Origin of the sequence: Pseudarthrobacter siccitolerans (genome assembly GCF_030823375.1) — a bacterium.
In the GTDB taxonomy this organism is placed as follows: domain Bacteria; phylum Actinomycetota; class Actinomycetes; order Actinomycetales; family Micrococcaceae; genus Arthrobacter; species Arthrobacter siccitolerans_A.
Genome location: NZ_JAUSXB010000001.1, coordinates 1903566 through 1923676, shown reverse-complemented (window position 1 = coordinate 1923676; position 20111 = coordinate 1903566). Strand labels below are relative to the sequence as shown.

18 protein-coding genes, 1 tRNA gene and 1 pseudogene are annotated in these 20111 nt (G+C 65.4%); 9 read left to right on the top strand and 11 right to left on the bottom strand.

Annotated features, from left to right (window positions below):
* Nucleotide 1: 1 nt before the first annotated feature.
* A complete protein-coding gene (locus tag QFZ36_RS08985) occupies nucleotides 2-940 on the top strand; it encodes a phosphoribosylaminoimidazolesuccinocarboxamide synthase (RefSeq protein ID WP_306635679.1) in 939 nt (312 codons plus the stop codon).
* Between the two features lie 52 nt (nucleotides 941-992).
* On the opposite strand, the gene QFZ36_RS08980 is transcribed toward QFZ36_RS08985, so the two are convergent.
* Nucleotides 993-2255 (bottom strand): helix-turn-helix domain-containing protein, encoded by a 1263-nt coding sequence (locus QFZ36_RS08980; RefSeq protein WP_306635677.1) that lies wholly within the window; start codon nucleotides 2253-2255, stop codon nucleotides 993-995.
* Between the two features lie 130 nt (nucleotides 2256-2385).
* On the opposite strand from QFZ36_RS08980, the gene QFZ36_RS08975 reads away from it, so the two are divergent.
* On the top strand, nucleotides 2386-2604 hold the full coding sequence (locus QFZ36_RS08975; protein ID WP_306635675.1) for a hypothetical protein: 219 nt from the start codon (nucleotides 2386-2388) through the stop codon (nucleotides 2602-2604).
* A gap of 157 nt (nucleotides 2605-2761) precedes the next feature.
* Here the strand turns inward: QFZ36_RS08975 and QFZ36_RS08970 are convergent.
* The 5 genes from QFZ36_RS08970 to QFZ36_RS08950 form a co-directional block, all read right to left on the bottom strand.
* Nucleotides 2762-2838: transfer RNA gene (locus QFZ36_RS08970), tRNA-Pro, on the bottom strand.
* An 84-nt stretch (nucleotides 2839-2922) separates the two neighbouring features.
* A complete protein-coding gene (locus QFZ36_RS08965) occupies nucleotides 2923-4749 on the bottom strand; it encodes an ABC transporter ATP-binding protein (protein WP_306635673.1) in 1827 nt (608 codons plus the stop codon).
* On the bottom strand, nucleotides 4746-6554 hold the full coding sequence (locus QFZ36_RS08960) for an ABC transporter ATP-binding protein (RefSeq protein WP_306635671.1): 1809 nt from the start codon (nucleotides 6552-6554) through the stop codon (nucleotides 4746-4748). Before QFZ36_RS08960 ends, QFZ36_RS08965 begins: the two co-directional genes overlap by 4 nt.
* Nucleotides 6555-6764: 210 nt before the next feature.
* Nucleotides 6765-7712, bottom strand: a complete 948-nt coding sequence (locus QFZ36_RS08955) for a metallophosphoesterase (protein WP_306635669.1) — start codon at nucleotides 7710-7712, stop codon at nucleotides 6765-6767.
* Nucleotides 7713-7718: 6 nt separating this feature from the next.
* Entirely contained in the window at nucleotides 7719-10031 is a 2313-nt protein-coding gene (locus tag QFZ36_RS08950; RefSeq protein WP_306635667.1) for a transglycosylase domain-containing protein, read from the bottom strand.
* A 37-nt stretch (nucleotides 10032-10068) separates the two neighbouring features.
* On the opposite strand from QFZ36_RS08950, the gene QFZ36_RS08945 reads away from it, so the two are divergent.
* From QFZ36_RS08945 to QFZ36_RS08935, 3 genes are read left to right on the top strand one after another with little or no spacing between them, the layout of a single operon-like run.
* The gene (locus QFZ36_RS08945) at nucleotides 10069-10224 is read left to right on the top strand and encodes a DUF4177 domain-containing protein (protein ID WP_003797879.1); all 156 of its coding nucleotides are present in this window, start codon (nucleotides 10069-10071) and stop codon (nucleotides 10222-10224) included.
* A gap of 1 nt (nucleotide 10225) precedes the next feature.
* Complete coding sequence (locus tag QFZ36_RS08940; RefSeq protein ID WP_306635664.1) at nucleotides 10226-10759, top strand: RidA family protein; 534 nt, start codon at nucleotides 10226-10228, stop codon at nucleotides 10757-10759.
* Between the two features lie 15 nt (nucleotides 10760-10774).
* Entirely contained in the window at nucleotides 10775-11686 is a 912-nt protein-coding gene (locus QFZ36_RS08935; RefSeq protein WP_306635662.1) for an NUDIX hydrolase, read from the top strand.
* Nucleotides 11687-11697: 11 nt separating this feature from the next.
* On the opposite strand, the gene QFZ36_RS08930 is transcribed toward QFZ36_RS08935, so the two are convergent.
* On the bottom strand, nucleotides 11698-11880 hold the full coding sequence (locus QFZ36_RS08930; protein WP_306635660.1) for a hypothetical protein: 183 nt from the start codon (nucleotides 11878-11880) through the stop codon (nucleotides 11698-11700).
* Nucleotides 11881-12441: 561 nt separating this feature from the next.
* Nucleotides 12442-13119: a Crp/Fnr family transcriptional regulator gene (locus QFZ36_RS08925; RefSeq protein ID WP_009359192.1), complete on the bottom strand. Its 678-nt coding sequence runs from the start codon at nucleotides 13117-13119 to the stop codon at nucleotides 12442-12444.
* A 184-nt stretch (nucleotides 13120-13303) separates the two neighbouring features.
* On the opposite strand from QFZ36_RS08925, the gene QFZ36_RS08920 reads away from it, so the two are divergent.
* Nucleotides 13304-14488 carry a MarP family serine protease gene (locus QFZ36_RS08920; RefSeq protein ID WP_306635658.1) on the top strand — a complete coding sequence of 395 codons (1185 nt, stop codon included), beginning with the start codon at nucleotides 13304-13306 and terminating at the stop codon, nucleotides 14486-14488.
* A gap of 13 nt (nucleotides 14489-14501) precedes the next feature.
* On the opposite strand, the gene aroQ is transcribed toward QFZ36_RS08920, so the two are convergent.
* Complete coding sequence (gene aroQ, locus QFZ36_RS08915; protein WP_306635656.1) at nucleotides 14502-14960, bottom strand: type II 3-dehydroquinate dehydratase; 459 nt, start codon at nucleotides 14958-14960, stop codon at nucleotides 14502-14504.
* 288 nt (nucleotides 14961-15248) lie between these two features.
* On the opposite strand from aroQ, the pseudogene QFZ36_RS08910 reads away from it, so the two are divergent.
* Nucleotides 15249-15368, top strand: a pseudogene (locus tag QFZ36_RS08910) (LacI family transcriptional regulator); the annotation flags it as partial.
* A 10-nt stretch (nucleotides 15369-15378) separates the two neighbouring features.
* Here the strand turns inward: QFZ36_RS08910 and QFZ36_RS08905 are convergent.
* Nucleotides 15379-16167, bottom strand: a complete 789-nt coding sequence (locus QFZ36_RS08905) for a DeoR/GlpR family DNA-binding transcription regulator (protein WP_306635654.1) — start codon at nucleotides 16165-16167, stop codon at nucleotides 15379-15381.
* 102 nt (nucleotides 16168-16269) lie between these two features.
* Nucleotides 16270-18288 (bottom strand): acetate--CoA ligase, encoded by a 2019-nt coding sequence (gene acs, locus QFZ36_RS08900; protein WP_306635651.1) that lies wholly within the window; start codon nucleotides 18286-18288, stop codon nucleotides 16270-16272.
* Between acs and QFZ36_RS08895 the strand changes: the two genes are divergently transcribed.
* Nucleotides 18289-18417, top strand: coding sequence for a hypothetical protein (locus tag QFZ36_RS08895; protein WP_306635649.1), 129 nt, complete (start codon nucleotides 18289-18291; stop codon nucleotides 18415-18417).
* A 268-nt stretch (nucleotides 18418-18685) separates the two neighbouring features.
* On the top strand, nucleotides 18686-20035 hold the full coding sequence (locus QFZ36_RS08890) for a hypothetical protein (protein WP_306635647.1): 1350 nt from the start codon (nucleotides 18686-18688) through the stop codon (nucleotides 20033-20035).
* Nucleotides 20036-20111 lie beyond the last annotated feature (76 nt).

Sequence of the window (20111 nt, the reverse complement as noted above, 5' to 3'; positions counted from 1 at the left end):
CATGAGCGAAACTCCCGCAGCACGAGGCCTCAACACCGCCACCCTGGACCTGCCGGGCTGGAAGCACGTCTACTCCGGCAAGGTGCGCGACCTTTACGAGCCCGCCGACGATTCCATCGTCGAACGCGTGGGCCAGGAGTGCGTGCTGGTGGTGGCAAGCGACCGCATCAGCGCCTTCGATCACGTCCTGGCCAGCGAGATTCCAGACAAGGGGCGCATCCTCACCCAGCTGAGCCTGTGGTGGTTCGACCAGCTGGACGTGGAGCACCACGTGCTGGGCTCCACCGTGGCGGACGGGGTGCCTGCGGCCGTGGAAGGCCGGGCCATGATCTGCAAGAAGCTGGACATGTTTCCGGTGGAGTGCATCGCCCGCGGGTACCTCACCGGCTCCGGCCTGCAGGAATACCGGGTGTCCGGAACAGTGTGCAGCATCCCGCTGCCGGAGGGCCTGGTGGACGGGTCGCGGCTGGAGCACGCCATCTTCACACCGTCGGCCAAGGCCGCAGTGGGCGAGCATGATGAGAACATCACCTATGACGCCGTGGTGGCCATGGTGGGTGACGACATTGCCGGCCGGTTGAGCGAACTCACTTTGCAGATCTACACCACCGCGGAGGCAATCGCCCGGGAGCGCGGGATCATCCTCGCCGATACCAAGGTGGAGTTCGGCTACGACGCCGTCTCGGGTTCAATCACCCTTGGTGATGAGGTTCTGACTCCGGACTCTTCACGGTTCTGGGACGCCGGCACCTACCAGCCGGGACAGGCACAGCCGTCCTATGACAAGCAGTACGTCCGGGACTGGCTTACATCGGCCGAATCGGGCTGGGACAGGGCTTCCGACACGCCTCCGCCGGTGCTGCCTGCCGACGTTGTGGACCGGACCCGCAGCCGCTACGTTGAGGCGTACGAGAAACTGACCGGGAAAAGCTTCGCCTGATTGATGCCCCGCTTGTACGGAGCCCCAGCGGCTCCGGCAAGTGGCGTGCAGCTTAGCTGGCCGTGGAGGCCGCGGCCCGTTGCTGGGCCAGGCGGATTTCCAGCACCGCGTCCAGGGCTTGCTGGACCCGGTCCGCTGCTCCTGCCGCACTGAAGGCCTTCTGGGCTTCCTCCAGGTGGACCAGTGCTTCGTCGGCTTCGCCGGCGGCCTTCAGGGACTTGCCCAGGAGAAGTGAAACCTCGCCCGCCGTGTGCTTGGCCAGGGCCTTGCGTTCGGCGTGGATTTCCCGCAGCTTCTCGACGGCGGCAACAATGTCCCCGGTCAGGTACAGCCAGCGCGCGCGGATGAAGGCGACCTCCAGCTCATCGCTCTTCGTCCCGCCCACGATGGAGAAGGCGAGCTCAGCCCGTTCGATCGAGGACAGGGTCTCGGGCTCGACAATTCCCGAGGACAGCCTGACGGCGGCGGACGCCTTGTTGAACCGCGCCCAGAGCTCGATGTCGTTTGCAGGGGAGAGGAGCTTGGCTGCCCGCTCGTGGTGCCTGACGCCTTCGGTGTAGTCATGCCGCATGAAGGCGACGTTGCCGATAACCCAGGCCACCTCCCCGGCCAGCTGCGACATGGCGTGTTCGTCCACCTGTTCGTAGAGGGCCATGCAGTACTTCCAGGCTTCGTCGAGCCGCCCGCTTTCAGCCAGTGCGCCGATGAGAATCCGGTGGGCACCAATGAGCACTGTTGAATTGCGCGGCAACCTGGCTGAAAGTTCTACAGCCTCAAGCCCGTGCTGGACTGCCACAGCCAGTTGCCCCTGTCCATGGCAGACGGCCGCCAGCATTTGCCGCGCCCGCACGCCCAGGCCCACTGATTCCGTCGCCATCGGGTGCTCAAGGAGCCGCTCGACGATTTTCTGGCATTCGCGCAGTTCGCCTTGTTTCATCAGGCACTCGGCCTGCATATAGGTCATGTTCCACCAGGCGCTGGTGTTTTTGCCCTCCAGGGCAATTTGCGCTGCAGTGGCAGCGTGGCTGGCGGCCAAGGGGTAGTCACGCAGGTCCCAGGCCTGGCGGGCGTAAAGGCCGGCCAGGACGTACTCTGCGTCGCTGACGGTAATTGGCTGGCTCCACGCTTCCAGGGCCTTCGGTGCCAGTTCAAGGCGCCGCGCCAGTTCCTCGATGACCTCGGCCGTGGGTTCCCTCCGGCCTGTCTCAAGCAATGAAATGTAGCTGGGTGAATACAGGTCTTTGCCCAGTTCGGCCTGTGTTAAGCCCCGTTCGAGCCGCTCCGCCCGGAGCTTCTCCCCGAATCCGTTGCCCACGGGATTTCCTCCTTTTCCGGACAGTCAGTTGACGAATGCTTGACAGTCTCTGTGGAAAACATTTTACAATGGGTGTCAACAAGGACAGTGCTGGCTTTGTAACGAATCCGACTCGTATTGAGGAACTCATATGTTCAAGAAAATTGCTGCCGCCGCCGTACTGGCGGGGGCGCTGGCATTTTCCGCAGCGGCTCCGGCCGTACTGTCTGCAGGTTCGCTGGCTGATAACTCTCAGACTTCCGTAGCCATTGGGAACTGGCCTGATCCGGCTTCCCAGAAGGTCAAGAAGGACAAGAGCACCGACACCACGGTCACCACCTACATCGGTAACTGGCCTGACCCTGCCTAAACAGCTTCCTCATCACAGGAGGCGAGGGAGGCCCCGGAGCTACTGCTCCGGGGCCTTTCCCTTTACCGGAAAGTTATCTCCCGCAATGACAGGCTAACTCCTATGACGGCCGGACAACGCAAAAGAGGGCCTCCGGTGGGAGACCCTCTTTTGTTTTTGGTCGGGATGACAGGATTTGAACCTGCGACCTCTTCGTCCCGAACGAAGCGCGCTACCAAGCTGCGCTACATCCCGATCCGCTGCAAAAGCAACTTTACAAGGATAGCCGATGCGGGTCCCCGATGCGAAATCCTGAAAGCCCGCGGCGGTTTTCCCGCGTCAGACCAGGGAGTCTTTCCACGCACCGTGCAGGTCGGCGAATCGTCCGCCGCCGCCGATCAGTTCCGCGGGCGAGCCGTCCTCGACGATCCGGCCGTCATGGACCACCAGTACCCGGTCCGCGGTTTCCACCGTGGACAGCCGGTGCGCAATGATCAGCGCCGTCCTGCTGGCGGCGTCCGTCCCCGCCAGCAGCCGGGCCAGCCCGTGCTGCACCAGCCTTTCGGAGGGGATGTCCAGTGAGGACGTGGCCTCATCCAGGATCAGGACGGCGGGGCGGGCAAGGAACGCCCGGGCGAAGCTGATGAGCTGGCGCTGCCCGGACGACACCCGGCCGCCGCGTTTATTGACATCCGTGTCATATCCTTCGGGAAGGTCCAGGATGAAGTCATGCGCGCCCACTGCCTTCGCTGCTTCCTCGATTTCGGTGCGGGAGGCCTCCGGCCGGCCCAGGGCGATGTTGTCGGCAACGGATCCACTGAACAGGAAGGCTTCCTGGGTGACCATCACGATGTTCCGCCTCAGGTCGGTGGTGCTGAGGTTGCGCAGGTCCACGTCGTCCAGGGTCAGGGACCCGGCGGAAACATCGTAGAAGCGGGCGATCAGTTTGGCGAGGGTGGATTTCCCGGCGCCGGTCTGGCCTACCAGGGCCACCGTCTGGCCGGCGGGGATGTGCAGGTTCAGCCGCGGCACGATGAGCGGGCCGTCGCCGTAGCGGAACTCCACATCCTTGAAGTCGATCGACCCCCTGGCGTTGTCCAGTGCTACCGGGTTCCTGGGCGGGCGGACGGTGGGCACTTCCTCGAGGAGCCCGGACACCTTTTCCAGGGCCGCCTGGGCGCTCTGGAAGGAGTTGTAGAACATCGCCATCTGGTCGACGGGCTGGAAGAACCGCTTGGTGGACAGGATGAGCGCCAGCAGCACCCCCACCGCGAGGTCGCCGGTGAGGACGCGGAAACCGCCAAAGAGCAGCACCACGGCCACGCAGACGTTTCCGATCAGTACCAGCCCCGGCTGGAAGATGCCGTTGAGGTTGATGGAGCGGACGGTGACCAGCCGGTAGTCCTCGGCGAGCTTCCCGTACCGGTCAGCATTTTCCTGTTCCTTGCGGAAGGCCTTCACGGCACGGATGCCGGTCATGGTTTCCACGAAGTGCACGATCAGCCGTGCGGAGACCACCCGGGATTCACGGAACACGATCTGGGAGTGCTTCTGGTACCAGCGGGCCAGGAAGAACATGGGGACGCCCGCGGCCAGCACCAGCAGGCCGCTGCGCCAGTCCAGGGCGAACACGGTGACGGCGGTGAAGATCATGAACAGCAGGCCGGAGGCCAGTGAGCTGACGCCGGAGTCCAGGAGTTCGCGGAGGGCCTCCAGGTCCGAGGTCTGCCGCGCGATGATCCGCCCGGAGGTGTATTTTTCGTGGAACTCCAGGCTCAGCCGCTGTGTTTGGCGGAACACCCGAAGACGCAGGTCCAGGAGCATGGCCTGGCTCAGCTTCGCGGTGGACGTCACGTACAGGGCGGTGAGTCCCGCCGTCGCGATGGCCGCCAGCAGATAGGCGACGCCGGTAAGCACCAGGGGCAGGTTGTCGCCGGCCTGCAGGGCGGGCAGTGCGTGGTCGATGCCGAAAGCGATTAGCGCCGGGCCGGCCACGCGGGCCGCCTGCGAAAGGACCACCGTGGCTATGGTCAGCCAGAACCGGAGCTGCACCGGCCGGATCAGGCTGCGCAGCAGCGCCAGCGACCGCCGTCGGACGGCCCTGCTGTCACTCTTGCTGAGGTGGGCATTGTCCTCGTTGGCCGTGCCGAAGGTTGTGGTGCTCATCGGGTCACTTCCTCTGCCTGGTCCTCAAGGGCGGACAGCTCGGAGTCGAGGTCTCGTGGTTCCTGGTCCAGGCTGGCGATGACGTAGCGGTAGTGGTGGTTGCCCGCCAGTAGTTCGGTGTGCGTGCCGACGCCGGTGATGCTGCCGTCCTCCAGCAGCGCCACACGGTCCGCCAGCGCCACGGTGGACGGGCGGTGGGCCACGATCAGTGTTGTGGTCTCCTTCAGTACGGCCCGGAGCCGCGTTTCCACAAGTTCCTCGGTCTGGACATCCAGGGCAGACAGCGGGTCGTCCAGGACCAGTACCCTGGGGCGCGCAGCGATGGCCCGCGCCAGGGCGATCCGCTGCCGCTGCCCGCCGGAAAGGCTGAGCCCTTCGTCGCCAATCAGCGTGTCCACCCCCTCGGGCAGGGAGTAGGCGAAGTGTGCCTGGGCCACGTCCAGGGCCTCATCGAGGACGGCGTCCGTCCGCACGGGGGCGCCGAGCAGGACGTTGTCCCGGACCGAATTGGAGAACAGGGTGGTGTCCTCGAAGGCAACCGCGACGATCCGGCGGAGCTCCTCAACCTCGAAGTCCCTCAGGTCCACGCCGTCGATGGTGATGGCCCCGCCGGAGACGTCGTACAGGCGCGGAACGAGCTGGATCAGCGCACTTTTGCCGCTGCCGGTGATTCCCACCAGCGCCATGGTTTCGCCAGGCCGGACATCGAGGTTGATTTCCTTCAGGATGGGCTTGTCCGGGGCATCCTCAAAAGCGAACGTGGCCTTATTGAAACGGAGCCCACCGGCTAGTTGACCGGGCCGCCGGGGCTCCGGGGGACTGGTGATGGTGTTGGGGGAGTCCATCACTTCGAAGTGGCGGTCGACGGCGGTCTTGGCGGTGAGTGCCATGGCCAGCAGCATGCCGGAAAATTCCACGGGTGAGGCCATCACCGCGGCGGTTGCGAAAAACGCCACGAGCGCGCCGATGCTGAGCTGCCCGCTGGCGCACAGCATCACGCCGACCACCAGGCCGGCGCCGAGGGCGAGTTCGGGAAGCAGGGTGACCACCATGGTGAAGGTTGCCTGGTGGCGTGCCTTTTCGATCTCCGTCTGGCGGAGCTCCTCGGCCTGCTCGTTGAAGTTTTCGAGCGCCTCCCGGCTTCGCCCGAACGCTTTGAGCACGCGGATGCCGTGGACTGATTCCTCAACGGTGGTGGCGAGATCACCGGCCTGGTCCTGGCTGCGGCGGGCCACCCTGCTGAAGCGGGTGCGGAACCGGAAGCTGTAAGCCATAATGGGCACCGCCGCGGCAAGGAAGATGAGGGCAAGCTGCCAGCTCATCACAAACATCACTGTGATGCCGATGATCACCGTAAGGGTGGTGACCACCAGCATGATGGCACCGAACGCCATCCAGCGTCGCAGGAAGTTCAGGTCCGTCATGGCACGCGACAACAACTGGCCGGATCCCCAGCGGTCGTGGAAGGAGACGGTCAGATCCTGGAGATGGCCGTACAGCGAAACCCGCATTTTGGTTTCCACCGTCGTGGCGGGGTTGATGACGAACTGCCGGCGGAGGGCCACCAGTCCGGCTTCGGCCACGCCCAGTACCAGGATGACGCCCGCGGAAATCCAGACCGCTTCCGATGCGCCGCCGGGCTTCAGTGATTCGTTGACCAGCACCCGGAGGACCTGCGGGATGGCGAGTGCAACAACGCTGGCCAGTAACGCGCAGAGAAGTCCCAGCAAAAGCCGCGGGAGGATCGGCCGGACATGGGGGTAGAGGCGACTGATGGATCGAAAAAATGGAATTTGCTTGGCCATGCCTGCTTCTCAAGCTCTAAAACGAATGTAGTTTCCCGTAGCAACTACCCTATGCCATGGCGTGAGGCGATTCACAGGCTTCCCTACTCCCCGTGAAGCTTGGCGAGTTATTGCGTTGCGCAATGGACGGCCGGCCCTGCCCGCCCCGTGCGCCATCAGTTATGGTCCCTAAAAGCGATGGTGGGAACCACGAGTGATAGGGCAAGGGGACTAATAGGGCGGGGTGAGGGTGAGCAGGACCGCTTCGGGCTTGCACGCGATGCGGATCGGGGTGAAGCGCGAGGTGCCGATACCGCCCGAGACGTTCACCGGCGTCGTACTGCCGTTGCTCTGCCAGTCGTTCAGGCCTTTGGCCCGCCAGGTGGGGAGGTCGCAGTTGGAGACCAGGGCGCCGTACCCGGGGATACACAGTTGGCCGCCATGGGTGTGTCCGGCGAGCAGGAGGTCCGCGCCGTCCTCGGTGAAGTGGTCGAGCACGCGCTGGTAGGGTGCGTGGATAACCGCGACGCGGAGGTGCGGAGTGGCGTCCTGGTTGACGGTGCCGCGCGGCCAGCCGGCATACCGTTCCCGGTTCAGGTGGGGATCATCCACGCCGGAAAAGTCGAAGCGGATGCCCTTCAGGACCACCGACTGGTGCCGGTTGGTCAGGTCTATCCAGCCGCCCATGCCAAAGCCCGAGCGCAGGCGCGGCCAGTCCAGCCGGGCCGGTTTCGGCTTCACCTGGGACGGACCCAGAAGGTACGATGCCGGGTTCTTCGGGCTGGGAGCGAAGTAGTCGTTGGAACCGGGGACAAACACGCCCGGGAACTCCATGAGGGGGCGGAGCGCCGCCAGCAGCGGGTCCACCGCTTTGACGTGGCTGAGGTTGTCGCCGGTGTTGACCACCAGGTCCGGTTCAAGGCCCGCAAGGGACTCCAGCCAGACTGCCTTCTTGTCCTGCCCCGGGACAAAGTGGATATCGCTCAGGTGCAGGATCCGGAACGGTGCCTGTCCGGGCGGGAGGATATCCAGTGTCTCTTCGCGGAGGACAAACTGGTTTTTCTCCCACAGGCCGTACCCGAAGGCCGCCAGTCCTGCCGCTGCCCCGGCCCCCGCGGTGACGGCAAAGCCGCGCCCGATAGTCCGGGCGCGGCTGGCCAAAGCGCTGGTTGAAATCATCGGCGGCTAGCCGTTCCCGTTTCCATTGCCACTATTGTTCCCGTTTCCGTTGCCGTTACTGCTTGGCTGCGGTGCTGGCTGGGGGGCGACCGGCGCAGCCGGGGCCTGGGTGGCCTGCGGCGTGGAGGGAGTGGTCCGTGTAGTGGTGCCGTTCAGCAGGTTGCTGGGCGGCGCCGGGAACGGATTAGTGCCGTAGGCAGGAGCGATCTTCGACATGAAGTTGGAGAACATCGGCCCGGCGATCATGTAACCGTCGATGCCCGGGTAGAACTTCCCGTTGACCGTGATGTTCTGCCCGGCGCGGTCCTGGGCGCCCAGTGCGTCACCGAACCAGGCAGCGGTGGCCAGGCCGGTGGTGTGGCCGACAACCCAGGTGGAGCCGTTGTTGTTGGACGTACCGGTCTTGGCGCCGATGGGGAAGCTGGTCCGGGTGGAAATCCTAGGCTGGATGAGCGAGCCGGAGCCCCGGTTCAGGACTTCCTGCAGTGCGTAGTTCACGCCGCGGGCCACCTCGGGCTTGATGGCGTCCCGGCAGCTGGTGGACTGCGCAGGCAGCTGCTTGCCCGTTGCATCCGTCACCGAGGTGATGGCGATGGCCTCGCAGAACTTGCCGTCGTTCGCGAACGTGGCGAACGCGCTGGCCATGGTCAGCGGGGACGTCTGGGTGGAACCCAGGAGGTTGCCCAGCGTGGACATGTTGACCTTGGGGTTCGGCTCGTCTGCCGATGGCAGGCCGCTGTGGAGTCCGACGGCGTCAACCACCTTCTGGATGCCGCAGAAGTCGAGCTGGGCTGCTGAGGCGAAGGTCACCGTGTTGATGGAGTTGTAGAGGCCCTCGAGGACGGACAGGTTCCGGTACCACTGGGGTTCGGCGTTCTGCAGGTCGTCTGCCGTGCCGAGGCCCTGGTTCTTCTGGGCGGTGCTGTAGCCGCCGGTCACCTTGCCGCAGGTGTTCCGCCACGGGAAGTTGAGCGGGTAGATGCGCTGGGCGGCGTTGACCACGGTGTTCATGGACTTGCCCTCATTGAGCCACTCCGCGAACGTGAACGGCTTCATGGTGGAGCCGGGCTGGGCGCCGCCCATACCGTTGAGGTCGTTGCCGTCCTTGTCCAGCTTGTCCACGTTGAAGTTCAACTGGGAATCGAAGCTGGCCTTGCCGGGCAGGAACGATGTGTTCTGGGCCATGGAAATGATCTTGCCCGTGTTGGGCTGCACCGAAACCATGGCGGCACCCCACTTGTCCGGGTTGGCGCCGGCGGAGGCGTTGACCTGCTCCTGGGCCACGGCCTGGGCGTTCGGGTCCAGGGTGGTGGTGATGGTGAGGCCGCCGCCGTAGATCAGGCGCTGGCGCTCCTTGAGGTCCGCGCCGTAAGCGGTGTTGTTCTCCAGCAGGTGCAGGATGTAGTCGCAGAAGTACGGTGCGGTGGACGCGTAGGCGCAGCCCTGCTTGGGCTGGGTCACCTTGGTCTCCACGGGAGTGGCGACGGCAGCGTCGTGTTCCTCCTGGGTGATCTTGCGCTGGTTCAGCATCAGGCCAAGGACCAGGTCGCGGCGCTCTTTCGAGCTCTCGGGGTTGGTGATGGGGTCGAACGCGGAGGGGCTGTTGACCAGGCCGGCCAGCAGTGCAGCCTGCGGAAGGCTGAGGTCCTTGGCAGAGGTGCTGAAGAAGAACTTGGAGGCAGCCTCGACCCCGTACGCGTCACGGTTGAAGAACACGATGTTCAGGTAGCCCTCAAGGATTTGCTCCTTGCTGAACTCCTTCTCCATGGCGATGGCCAGCTTCATTTCGCGGAGCTTGTCGCCCACGCCCTTGTTCACACCGTTGAGCTTGATCTGGTCCTCGTTGCCCTCGGCGGCGAGGTTGGCGTTGAGGACGTTGTTGACGTACTGCTGCGTGACGGTGGAGGCACCCTGCTTGTTGCCGCGCGCTGTGCTGACCAGGGCACGCAGGATGCCGGTGGTGTCCACACCGCCGTGTTCATAGAAACGGCTGTCCTCGACCGCGATGACAGCTTCCTTCATGAATGGCGAAATCTGGTCCAGCGCAACCTTGGTCCGGTTCTCGGTGTAGACGTTGGCAATCTCGCTACCGTCTGCTGCCAGGATCCTGGTGGTCTGGTTGGGCGGGTCAACCTTCAGCTCTGCCGGAAGGGTGTCGAAGAACTCGATCGAACCACTGGCCGCGCTGCCTGAGACTGCCGCCGCGGGGACCAGCAGGCCTGCTACCAGGACACCACAAATTGCACTCACGCCAAGGAAAACGAGGATCTTTCCAAGGGTGGTGGCAGTGTCGAATAATGGGTTCTTACGAGGAGCCATGTTTTCCACTTTACCGGCAAGGACTAGTCTTTCTCTCATGACCAAATGGGAGTACGCCACGATTCCGCTCATTATCCATGCCACAAAACAGATCCTGGACCAGTGGGGAGATGACGGCTGGGAGCTCGTCCAGGTAGTCCCCGGACCGGACGGAAACGGTCTGGTTGCCTACCTGAAGAGGGAGAAGCAGTAGCATGAGCACCTCCGCAGAAGCCCCGTCCGGCACCGCAGCCGCCCCCGTTTCCGCTGTTGAGCAGCGCCTGGCGGATCTTGGACTGACCCTCCCCGACGTTGCCGCCCCGGTGGCGGCCTACGTTCCCGCCGTGATCTCCGGCAACCACGTTTACACCTCGGGCCAGCTGCCCTTTATTAATGGCAAACTCCCAGCAACCGGGAAAGTTTCCGCCGGCACCGAAGGCTACGCCGACGAGCCCACTGTTTCGCCCGAAGACGCACAGCAGTACGCCGCGGTCTGCGCCGTCAACGCCCTGGCAGCCGTCAAGAGCGTCATCGGCGACCTCGACCGCATCACCCGCATCGTCAAAGTTGTGGGATTCGTCTCTTCGGACCCGTCATTCACCGGACAGCCCGGCGTCATCAACGGTGCCTCGGAATTGCTGGGCCGCGTCCTCGGTGACGCAGGCCAGCACGCCCGTTCCGCCGTCGGCGTTTCCGTGCTGCCGCTCGACTCTCCCGTAGAGGTCGAACTGATCGCTGAATTCAGCTAGGACCGGTCGCTTCCTTTGCCTCAACTCGCCCGACGCCTGTTCGCACTCCCTCAGGACCTTGAAGGGGCAGCGCAGAGCTGGCTTGAACATGGCGAGAGGAGCCCCCGGGCCGCTCGCTTAGCATCATCTGTTGTCCTGCTGCGTGATTCCCCCACCGGCCTCGAAACCTGGCTTGCTTACCGGCCCGGTTCCTCGCCGCTGGGGGTCCTCGCCTTCCCCGGTGGCTCCCTGGACGCCGCCGACGACGACCCCGTCGGCTGGCTGGGCCCTTCACCACAGCACTGGGCCGAGCAGATGGGAACGGACGACGTCGGGCTGGCTCGCCGTCATGTGGTGGGCGCCATCCGGGAACTCTTCGAGGAAACCGGCGTGCTCCTTGCCGGCCCGGATATGTCCACCACGTTTGAAGCGACGTCCACATCTGAATGGATGCGTGCCCGCCTCGCCGTGGCCGACCAGGAAAAGACCTTCCCGGAGGTCCTCGGCAAACGGGGGCTGTCCCTCCGGACCGACCTGCTGAAGTCCCTCGTCAACTGGCGCAGCCCGGACTTCGCCCACCGCCGGTTCGATACCCGGTACTTCGCCGCCACCGTTCCGCTGAACCAGCAGCCCGCCCTGCTGGAAGGCAAGGGCGTCTGGGGGCGGTGGGTGAACGCGCACGACGTCATTGCCGGCCGGGATACCACCGCACTGGGCGACGAGGTGGGCCAGGAAAACACGGTAGGCCGCACCCTCGGCGAGCTCCTGGTTCCCGGCTCGGAGATCATGCTCGAAAAAATGGCCATGGCCAACGGCTGCATCGCGTACCTCAGCTACAAACGCAAGGCCCACGTCTACCAGCCGCAGCTCGTGGAGGAAGGCGGCAAGTTGCTGCTCGAGGTCGAGGCCGCCAAGACGGTGGCGGGGGATCACCAGCGGGAACGCTGACCCCGGAAACGCTAGATGCGCCGGAGCGTTGAGTACGGGCGGCTGGGGAGGTTCCCGGCGGTCCACGCCTGAACCGGCGGTTCCAGCGGAATCTGCCGGCGGCCGTCGCGGATCACCAGGACCACCGTGCCCAAAATTGCGGCAACAGAAGCCAGGCCCAGCAGGATCAAAACAACAACCATAGCCACGGACATCGCCATGCACCTCTAGGCTCAATTTTACGCCGCTCCCGACCCGCTGGTTGAGCTGACGGCAGCCGATCCGGTGGTTGAGCTGACGGCGGCCGACCGGTGGTTGGCCTGACGGGAGCCGGGCCGGTGGTTTACTTCGCTGTCCGGCCGCCTTTCGCCGTCGCTTAGACACACCGCGTAGGGGAGCCTCCGGCCGCTGGGCGACCTCCGGCTCCCGATGCGTCGCGATGCGCTCCTACGCGAGAGTCTGCCACCCAGCTAGGACGCTCCATCACTTTTCGCGGCTTTTGGGCGAACGCTCCATCACTTTTCGCAGGTTTTGGGCCAACGCTCCATCACTTTTCGCGGCTTTTGGGCGAACGCTCTATCACGTTCCATGCTGATGGGGCTGCCTGCGAAGCTGCAGGATGTGATGGGGCGTCAAGCAAAAGGCCCGAGGTCCGGCATCGGGAAGTGTGCGTCAGAGCGACGAAGGAGCAGCACGCGGAGGATGTCGGCCTCGGGCCCAACACCAAGGGGGCATGCAAAAGGCCGCCCCTTGGGGCGGCCTTTGTGCTGTAAGGGCTAGCGGGAGCGCTGGCGGAGGCGCTGCATGTCCAGGATGACCACGGCGCGGGCTTCCAGTCGGAGCCAGCCGCGCTGGACGAACTCGGCGAGGGCCTTGTTGACGGTCTCGCGTGAAGCGCCAACCAGCTGGGCGAGCTCTTCCTGGGTGAGCTCGTGGGCTACGAGCACGCCGTCGGTGGCCGGGCGGCCGAAGCGGTCTGCCAGGTCCAGGAGTGCCTTGGCGACGCGGCCGGGCACGTCGGAGAACACCAGGTCCGAGAGGGAGTCGTTGGTGCGGCGGAGCCGGCGGGCAAGAGCCTGCAGAAGCTGCGCGGAAACCTCGGGCCGGGTGCGGAGCAGGTTGTTCAGGCTTTCGTTCTTAAGCCCGGCCAGGCGGGTTTCCGACACTGCGGTGGCGGTGGCGGTGCGGGGGCTGGGATCGAACAGGGCCATTTCGCCGAAAAGCTCACCCGGGCCGAGGATGGCAAGGAGCGATTCACGGCCGTCCGGGGAAGTGCGCCCCAGCTTTACCTTGCCGGAAACGATGAAGTAAAGCTGGTCGCCCTGGTCGCCCTCACGGAAAACCGACGCACCGCGGGAAAGGTCCACCTCGGTGAGCTCGTCCGTCAACAGACGGAATGCGTCGTCGTCGAGCGTGGCGAAAAGTGGTGCTCGGCGCAGTACCTCGATGTCCATAAAATCTCCTGAATAAAAGTTTCGGCTGTGGCGCTTGTGCCATTGTTTCAGAATTTTCAAGGTTCTGTGACGAACTTGGCAGCCAAAACGCCCAAACGACGGGCAGGAGGGGCGGCGCCAACCCTCAGAACATTGTCAGCCTGCGCCATTAGAATGAGCCTGTAACTGCTTATAAGGAGCCTTAGTGGTCGGCTTGACTGTCCTGGACCTCGTCCTGATCCTGGCGCTGCTGTCCTACTTGGCCTACGGCCTGCGCAACGGCTTCCTCGTCACCGTCGGCGGCATTGCCGGCTTTGCTGCCGGAGCCATCGCCGCCTTTTTCGCAGTCCCCTTGGTGAGCGGCTTCGTGGCGGACTCCGGATGGAGGCTGACAGCCATCGTGGCCGCCGCCGTCGCCCTGGTGGTTCTTGGCCACGGCCTCGGAACCATGATCGGCCGGCAAATCCGCGGGGCTATGCGGATCAGGCCCCTGCGGGCTGTCGATCGCCTCGTGGGCGGCGCCGTGAACTTAGTGGTTTCCGCCCTGGTCATGTCCATGCTGGCCTTCAGCATCGGCTCTCTGGGCGTGCCGTTTGTTTCCCAGCAGCTCGCCGAATCGAAGGTCATCCGCTTCATCGACGGCATGACGCCGGACCCTGTGAAGGCCACCATGGCCGAGCTGCGGTCGGAAGTGATCGGCAACGGCATTCCCACCTTGATTGAAGGCCTGGACCAGGGGCAGGCCGTTCCGGTGCCGGACGCGAGCACTGACACCCCCGCCTTGAACCGCGCCGCCGGATCCGTGCTCAAAATTGCCGGAACGGCGTACCAGTGCGGCCAAAACCAGACAGGTACCGGCTTCGTCGTTTCCGAGGACCGTGTAGTCACAAACGCGCATGTCGTGGCGGGCGTGTCGGAGCCGGTAGTGGAAATGCCCGACGGCGGAGCGATGCCCGGGCGGGTTGTTTACTTTGACACCAAACATGACCTCGCCGTGCTTGCCGTGGAGGACCTCCCCGTCCAGCCACTGCCGCTAAGCCCTGATTTGCCCAACGGCAGCCCCGCAGCGTTCGCAGGCTATCCGCACGGTGGCCCCTTCCAGTCCCGGCCCGCCACCATCCAAGACATCACCACCGTGCTGGTGCCGGACATCTACGGCAGCAACCCGTCGCCCGAAGAGATTTACCGGCTGGCCGGAAATGTCCAGCCCGGCAACTCCGGCGGCCCGCTCTTGACCACGGAAGGGCAGGTAGCCGGCGTGATCTTCGCGAAAGCGACGTCCGACGCCGAGATGGGCTTCGCCATCACGATGGACGACCTGAACCCGGTTGCTTCACAGGCGGCCTCATTGAGCGCACAGGTCTCCTCGGGGCAGTGCATCCAGAAGTAGCCGGAACCGGGCCTTAGAGGACTTCCGCGAGGTAGTCGATGGCCAGCTTGTAGCCGAACACCCCCGCGCCGACGATCACCGCGGAGCATACCGGCGACAAGAATGAGTGGTGCCGGAATTCCTCGCGCTGGTGCACATTGGTGATGTGAACCTCGACGGCGGGAAGCTGCACGGCGGCGAGGGCATCGCGAAGTGCCACGGACGTGTGCGTGAAGGCGCCGGCGTTAAGGACAATTCCCACGGCGGATTCCCGGGCGGCGTGGATGGCGTCCAGCAGCACGCCCTCGTGGTTTGACTGCACGCATTCGGCCCCAAAGCCGTGTGCCTTTGCAGTGCGCGCGGCAAGGTCCTCCACATCAGCCAGGGTGGACGTTCCGTATTTGTCGGGTTCGCGGGTGCCCAGCAGGTTAAGGTTGGGTCCGTTGATTACCAGGATGGTGCCGCGGCCGGCTGTGGTGGTGGCTTCAGTCATGCATGCAAATCTAGTGCGGCGGGGGCCCGGGCGCATTTCTTACGCCCAAACAGCCCCCGGTGGTTGAGCTTGTCGTTGGGTTTCGACAGGCTCAACCACCGCAAGGGGACTTCTAGAGCGCGGTGAAGCGCAGCAGCAGCGCGTGTTCAGGGTTGAGAATGGGCATGGGCGGGCTCACCTCGGCCAGGAAGCGGCCATTGGCAACAGCACCATTCTCCAGCCAGGCCAGCGGCTGGACCTGTGCGAAGGTGTGGCCGTAGTCGGCATCACCCGGGGCCGGGAAGATCCGTGGCCGCCATGGCGGAAGCTGCGGTGGAGGCGCTGGTGGGAGCCAGCCGCGGCGAGAAGCCCCGGCACCGGATCTTCCCCACCAAGCTGCATGTCCGGCAATCCTGCGGCTGTCCCTAGGATTTGTCGACTAGAGGGCGGCGAGCCTCAGCCGGCCCACCTTTTCCTGCAGGATGCGCTGCGCTTCGATGCCAAGGCCCGGATCGCTGATGACTTCGTCCACTTCCTCCAGCGAGGCGATGGAGCTGATGCCCAGCATGCCCCACTTGGTGTGATCCGCCAGGACCACGGTTTTTCGCGCAGCCGCCACGAAAGCCCGGTCCGTTTCCGCCTCCAGCAGGTTGGGCGTCGTGAATCCCGCGTCGGCGTCCATTCCATGGACGCCGAGAAACAGCACGTCGAGGTGCAGCTGCTTCAGCGCACCTGTGGCGATGGGACCCACCAGGGCGTCCGACGGCGTGCGCTCGCCGCCAATCAGGATGACGGTGGAAGCGAAGCGGGCGGCGCCGGCGGAGGCGCCGTGGTGGAAAAGGTCAGCGATTCGTACCGAGTTGGTGACCACGGTGATCCTGGGCCCGTTGGTGAGTTCCTTCGCCAGAGCCCATGTAGTGGTTCCGGCGCTGAGCCCCACAGCCATGCCCTCCTGCACCAGGCCGGCCGCCTCGACCGCTATGGCACGCTTCTCGGCGGTGAGCTGTGTGGACTTCAGGTCGAATCCGGGCTCGTGGGTGCTGGTGTCGCCCGGCATCTTGGCGCCGCCGTGGATCCGCTCGAGGCGCCCGCCTTCCTCCAGCACCTCGATATCCCGCCGCACCGTCATCAGGGACACTCCCAGCTGCTGGGCCAAGTCCGAGATCCGGACAACCCGTTCGCGCTGGAGAGCGTCCAAAATGGCCTGGTGGCGGGCGACGGCGAGCATCTGGGCGGTTCCTTCGGGGCAGGGAGCAGGACTGCTCCCAGCATACGGCGACGGCGGCGCTGTCCAAGGTGGGCGGCGCCGCCGTCGTAATCCGGAGTCCTGTTACTTTCTGAGCGACTGCGCGATCTGCTGCATGATGGTGGGGTCTGAGAGGGTGGTGGCGTCACCCGGGTCGCGGCCTTCGGCGACGTCCTTGAGCAGGCGCCGCATGATCTTGCCGGAGCGGGTCTTGGGCAGCTCGGGGACCACGAGGATGTTCTTCGGCTTGGCGATGGGGCCGATTTCCTTGCCCACGTGGTTGCGGAGTTCCTGGACGATGTCATCGCCGGAGTCCACGGCGTCCCCACGGAGGATAACGAACGCGACGACGGCCTGCCCGGTGGTTTCATCGGACGCGCCCACCACGGCGGCCTCGGCCACGGCGGGGTGGGAGACCAGGGCGGACTCGATTTCCGTGGTGGAGAGCCGGTGGCCGGAGACGTTCATGACGTCGTCCACACGGCCGAGGAGCCAGATGTCGCCGTCTTCGTCCTTCTTCGCGCCGTCACCCGCGAAGTAGATGTTCTCGAAGCGGGACCAGTAGGTGTCCTTGTACCGTTCCGGGTCGCCCCAAATGCCGCGGAGCATGGCCGGCCATGGCTCGCGGATCACCAGGAAGCCGCCGTGCCCGTTGGGGACTGAGGCGCCGTTTTCGTCCACGACGTCCACGGCGATGCCGGGCAGGGGGACCTGGGCGGAGCCCGGCTTGGCGGCGGTGACGCCGGGGAGCGGGGCGATCATTTGGGCGCCGGTCTCGGTTTGCCACCAGGTGTCCACGATGGGGGCTTTGTCCCCGCCGATGACGTTCCGGTACCACATCCAGGCTTCGGGGTTGATGGGTTCGCCCACGGAACCGAGCACGCGGAGGGAGGTCAGGTCGTACTTGTCCGGGATCTCCCGGCCCCACTTCATGAAGGTCCTGATCGCGGTGGGGGCGGTGTAGAGGATGGAGACCTTGTACTTCTCCACGATCTCCCACCAGCGGCCCTGGTGTGGGGAATCCGGCGTGCCTTCGTACATCACCTGGGTGGCGCCGTTGATGAGCGGGGCGTAGGTGACGTAGGAGTGGCCGGTGACCCAGCCGACGTCGGCCGTGCACCAGTACACGTCCGTTTCCGGATGCAGGTCGAACACTGCCTTGTGGGTGTATGCGTTCTGGGTGAGGTACCCGCCGGTGGTGTGCAGGATGCCCTTGGGCTTGCCGGTGGTGCCGGAGGTGTAGAGGATGAACAGCGGGTGCTCGGAATCGTGCCCCGCGGCGGTGTGCTCGGCCGATGCGGTCTCCACGGTGTCCGCCCACCAGTGGTCCCGGCCCTCGTGCCAGTCCACGTCCTGGCCGTTGCGCTTGACCACCACCACGTTTTGCACGCTGTGGCCGTCGTTCGCAAGGGCCTCGTCCACGGCCGTTTTGAGGGCGCTGGGCTTGCCGCGGCGGTAGGTGCCGTCCGCGGTGACCACGAGCTTGGCTTCGGCGTCCTCGATCCTGGACCGGAGCGCGTCCGCGGAGAAGCCGCCGAACACCACCGAGTGCACGGCACCGATCCGGGCGCACGCAAGGAGCGTGATCACGGCTTCGGGGATCATGGGCAGGTACACCGCCACCCGGTCGCCCTTGGCCACGCCCAGGGACTCGAACGCATTCGCAGCCTTCTTCACCTCTTCGGTGAGCTGGGCGTAGGTGTAGGTGCGGGTGTCGCCGGGCTCGCCCTCGAAGTAGATGGCTACCCGGTCCCCGTTGCCGGCCTCGACGTGCCGGTCCAGGGCGTTGTAGGCGGCGTTGACTTCCCCGCCCACGAACCATTTGGCAAAGGGCGGGTTCGACCAGTCCAGGGCCTGGTCGAAGTCCTTGCTCCAGGTCAGCAGCTCGCGCGCCTGCTTCGCCCAGAAAGCGGGCCGGTCGGCGGCGGCCTCCTCATATTCCGATGCCTTGACCACGGCGTCAGCGGCGAACTCGGGAGTGGGCGGAAACGTCCGGGTCTCGTGCAGCAGGTTTTCGAAGGCATCGCCCTGCTGGCCGGCCTGCCCGCTTTGTCCGGAGCCGGTGGAAGCGGTGGCTGTGGAGCTTGAAGTGTCCTGGGACATGTGAACCTCATCATTCATCGATCTTTGCTGCGCGGGCATCCGCCGCCGGCCGAGCTCCGCCGCCTGCACGGCTCCGGGCACCGGCTGGTCACGGATTTCCGCAAAGAGCTGTTCCGCAACCAAGACTAATGCTTGCCCGGCGGTGCATGTGTGCGCTGTCACAGATAGGCCCGCGAGCGGCATTTATTAAGCGGTGAATGGATATGCTGCGGCAGCCGGTTGTCCGCGCCCAGCTAGTGATCAGTCAGGCTCTTGGCTAGGCTGAGATGGAATTGTGACTTCACTTCGGACCCTCCCGTCCGGGCCGCGTAAGCGCCCGGGACGGGAGGGACCGCTGTACGACGGCACGGTTTCGGGGCCGCCCTGGCCCCGGTGCCGCCACGCTAAGGAGAACAGAATGAACCAGCAGATCGTCGGCCAGAAGACAGGCCCTGGCACCGCGGCGGGTTCCGGCAGCACCAGTGCTCCGGCAGCCGGGGCAGGCAAGCCGGCCACGTCCGAAGGCAAGGGCGCCAGCGCCCACCAGGCGGTGCTGGGTCCGTTCACCATCCGGGACCTGGCCGTGTTTGGCGCCACCCTCATTTTGTTCATCGCGTCCCTGCTGCCCATATTCGGTGGCCGCTACAACCTTTGGAACCTGAACAACCTCTTCTTCCTGGGCTTGGGCATTGTCCTGCCCCTTGTGGTGAGCGCGCTTTTCGCCGCACGCAGGCTGGCGCCCGGCACAAAAATCCGGATCGGGTCGCTGTCCATTGACCAGTTCGCCTCCGTGGTGGCGTCCTTCGCGGTCGCCTTCTTCTTCCTCTCCGTTGCGGGCGCTTATGTTCCCAGCCTGTTGGTGGGCCTGATCGGCGCCCTGGTCCTGTTCGCCGCGACCGTCCTGGGCCGCTTCCTTCCCTACGTCTCACCCGACTTCCAGGGCCGCGCGGAAGCCCCGGCGCATGTGGTGGCGCGGGAAGCCGCTGTTCCTGTACACAAACCTCGCGCTCCCAAAAAGCCCAAGGCCGAGTCCGGTGCTGCCAAACCTGCTGCCGGCGGGGGCCTGTTCAGCGGTGCCGGTGCCGGATCTTCCGCTGTCCAGCCCAATGCTGCGCACCACACGCCCGCCACGGCAGCAGTTCCCACCACCAGTGCTGCTGCTGCCGGTGCACCGGCCGCGGGGCCCGCACCCGTTTCCACCGCCCCCGAAGCCTCCGATGCCAACTCGGCGGGTGGCCAGGGCCCCGCAACCCAGGCCTCCGACGTCGTCCGCCCTGCTTCGGCGCCCGCCGCGGAGGAGACGCAGCTGGGGGACATTCCTTCCGCCAGCGCTGCTGCCACCGGTCCTGCCTCCGGTGCCGGTGCTTCACCGGCTGTGGGCGCTGGGCCGGGTGCAGGGCAGGCTGCCGCGGGCAATCACGACGGCGGTACGGCCGCCTCCGCTGCCTCCGCTGCGCAGGACTCCTGGGAGCCGCCTGCCGCTACCGCTGTCCACCCGCAGGTCCGTGCCGATGTTCCGATCGGGGCAACCGTGGACCCGGCAAGCCGGCCCGAGGAATCGGACGAGCAGCCTATCCACGAAGCCTTCTGGTTCGCCGTCGCACAGCACCGCACCGCGTTCGATCCCCGCACCGGTGCCCCGGCGTTCGTTATCGAACCCGGCGGCTGGGTGCTGGCCTTGGAGGACCGCGGGCACGAGTTCCTCGTCCAGCACACCGACGGGCGGCTGGGCGTGCTGCGCGACCTCAGCAATATCGAGCGCGGCTAGCACATGGCCCCGCCCCGGGCGGCCAAAGCCCCACGGGCCGCTACTGCCCCGCAGGCGCCCAACGCCGGCGGTGTGA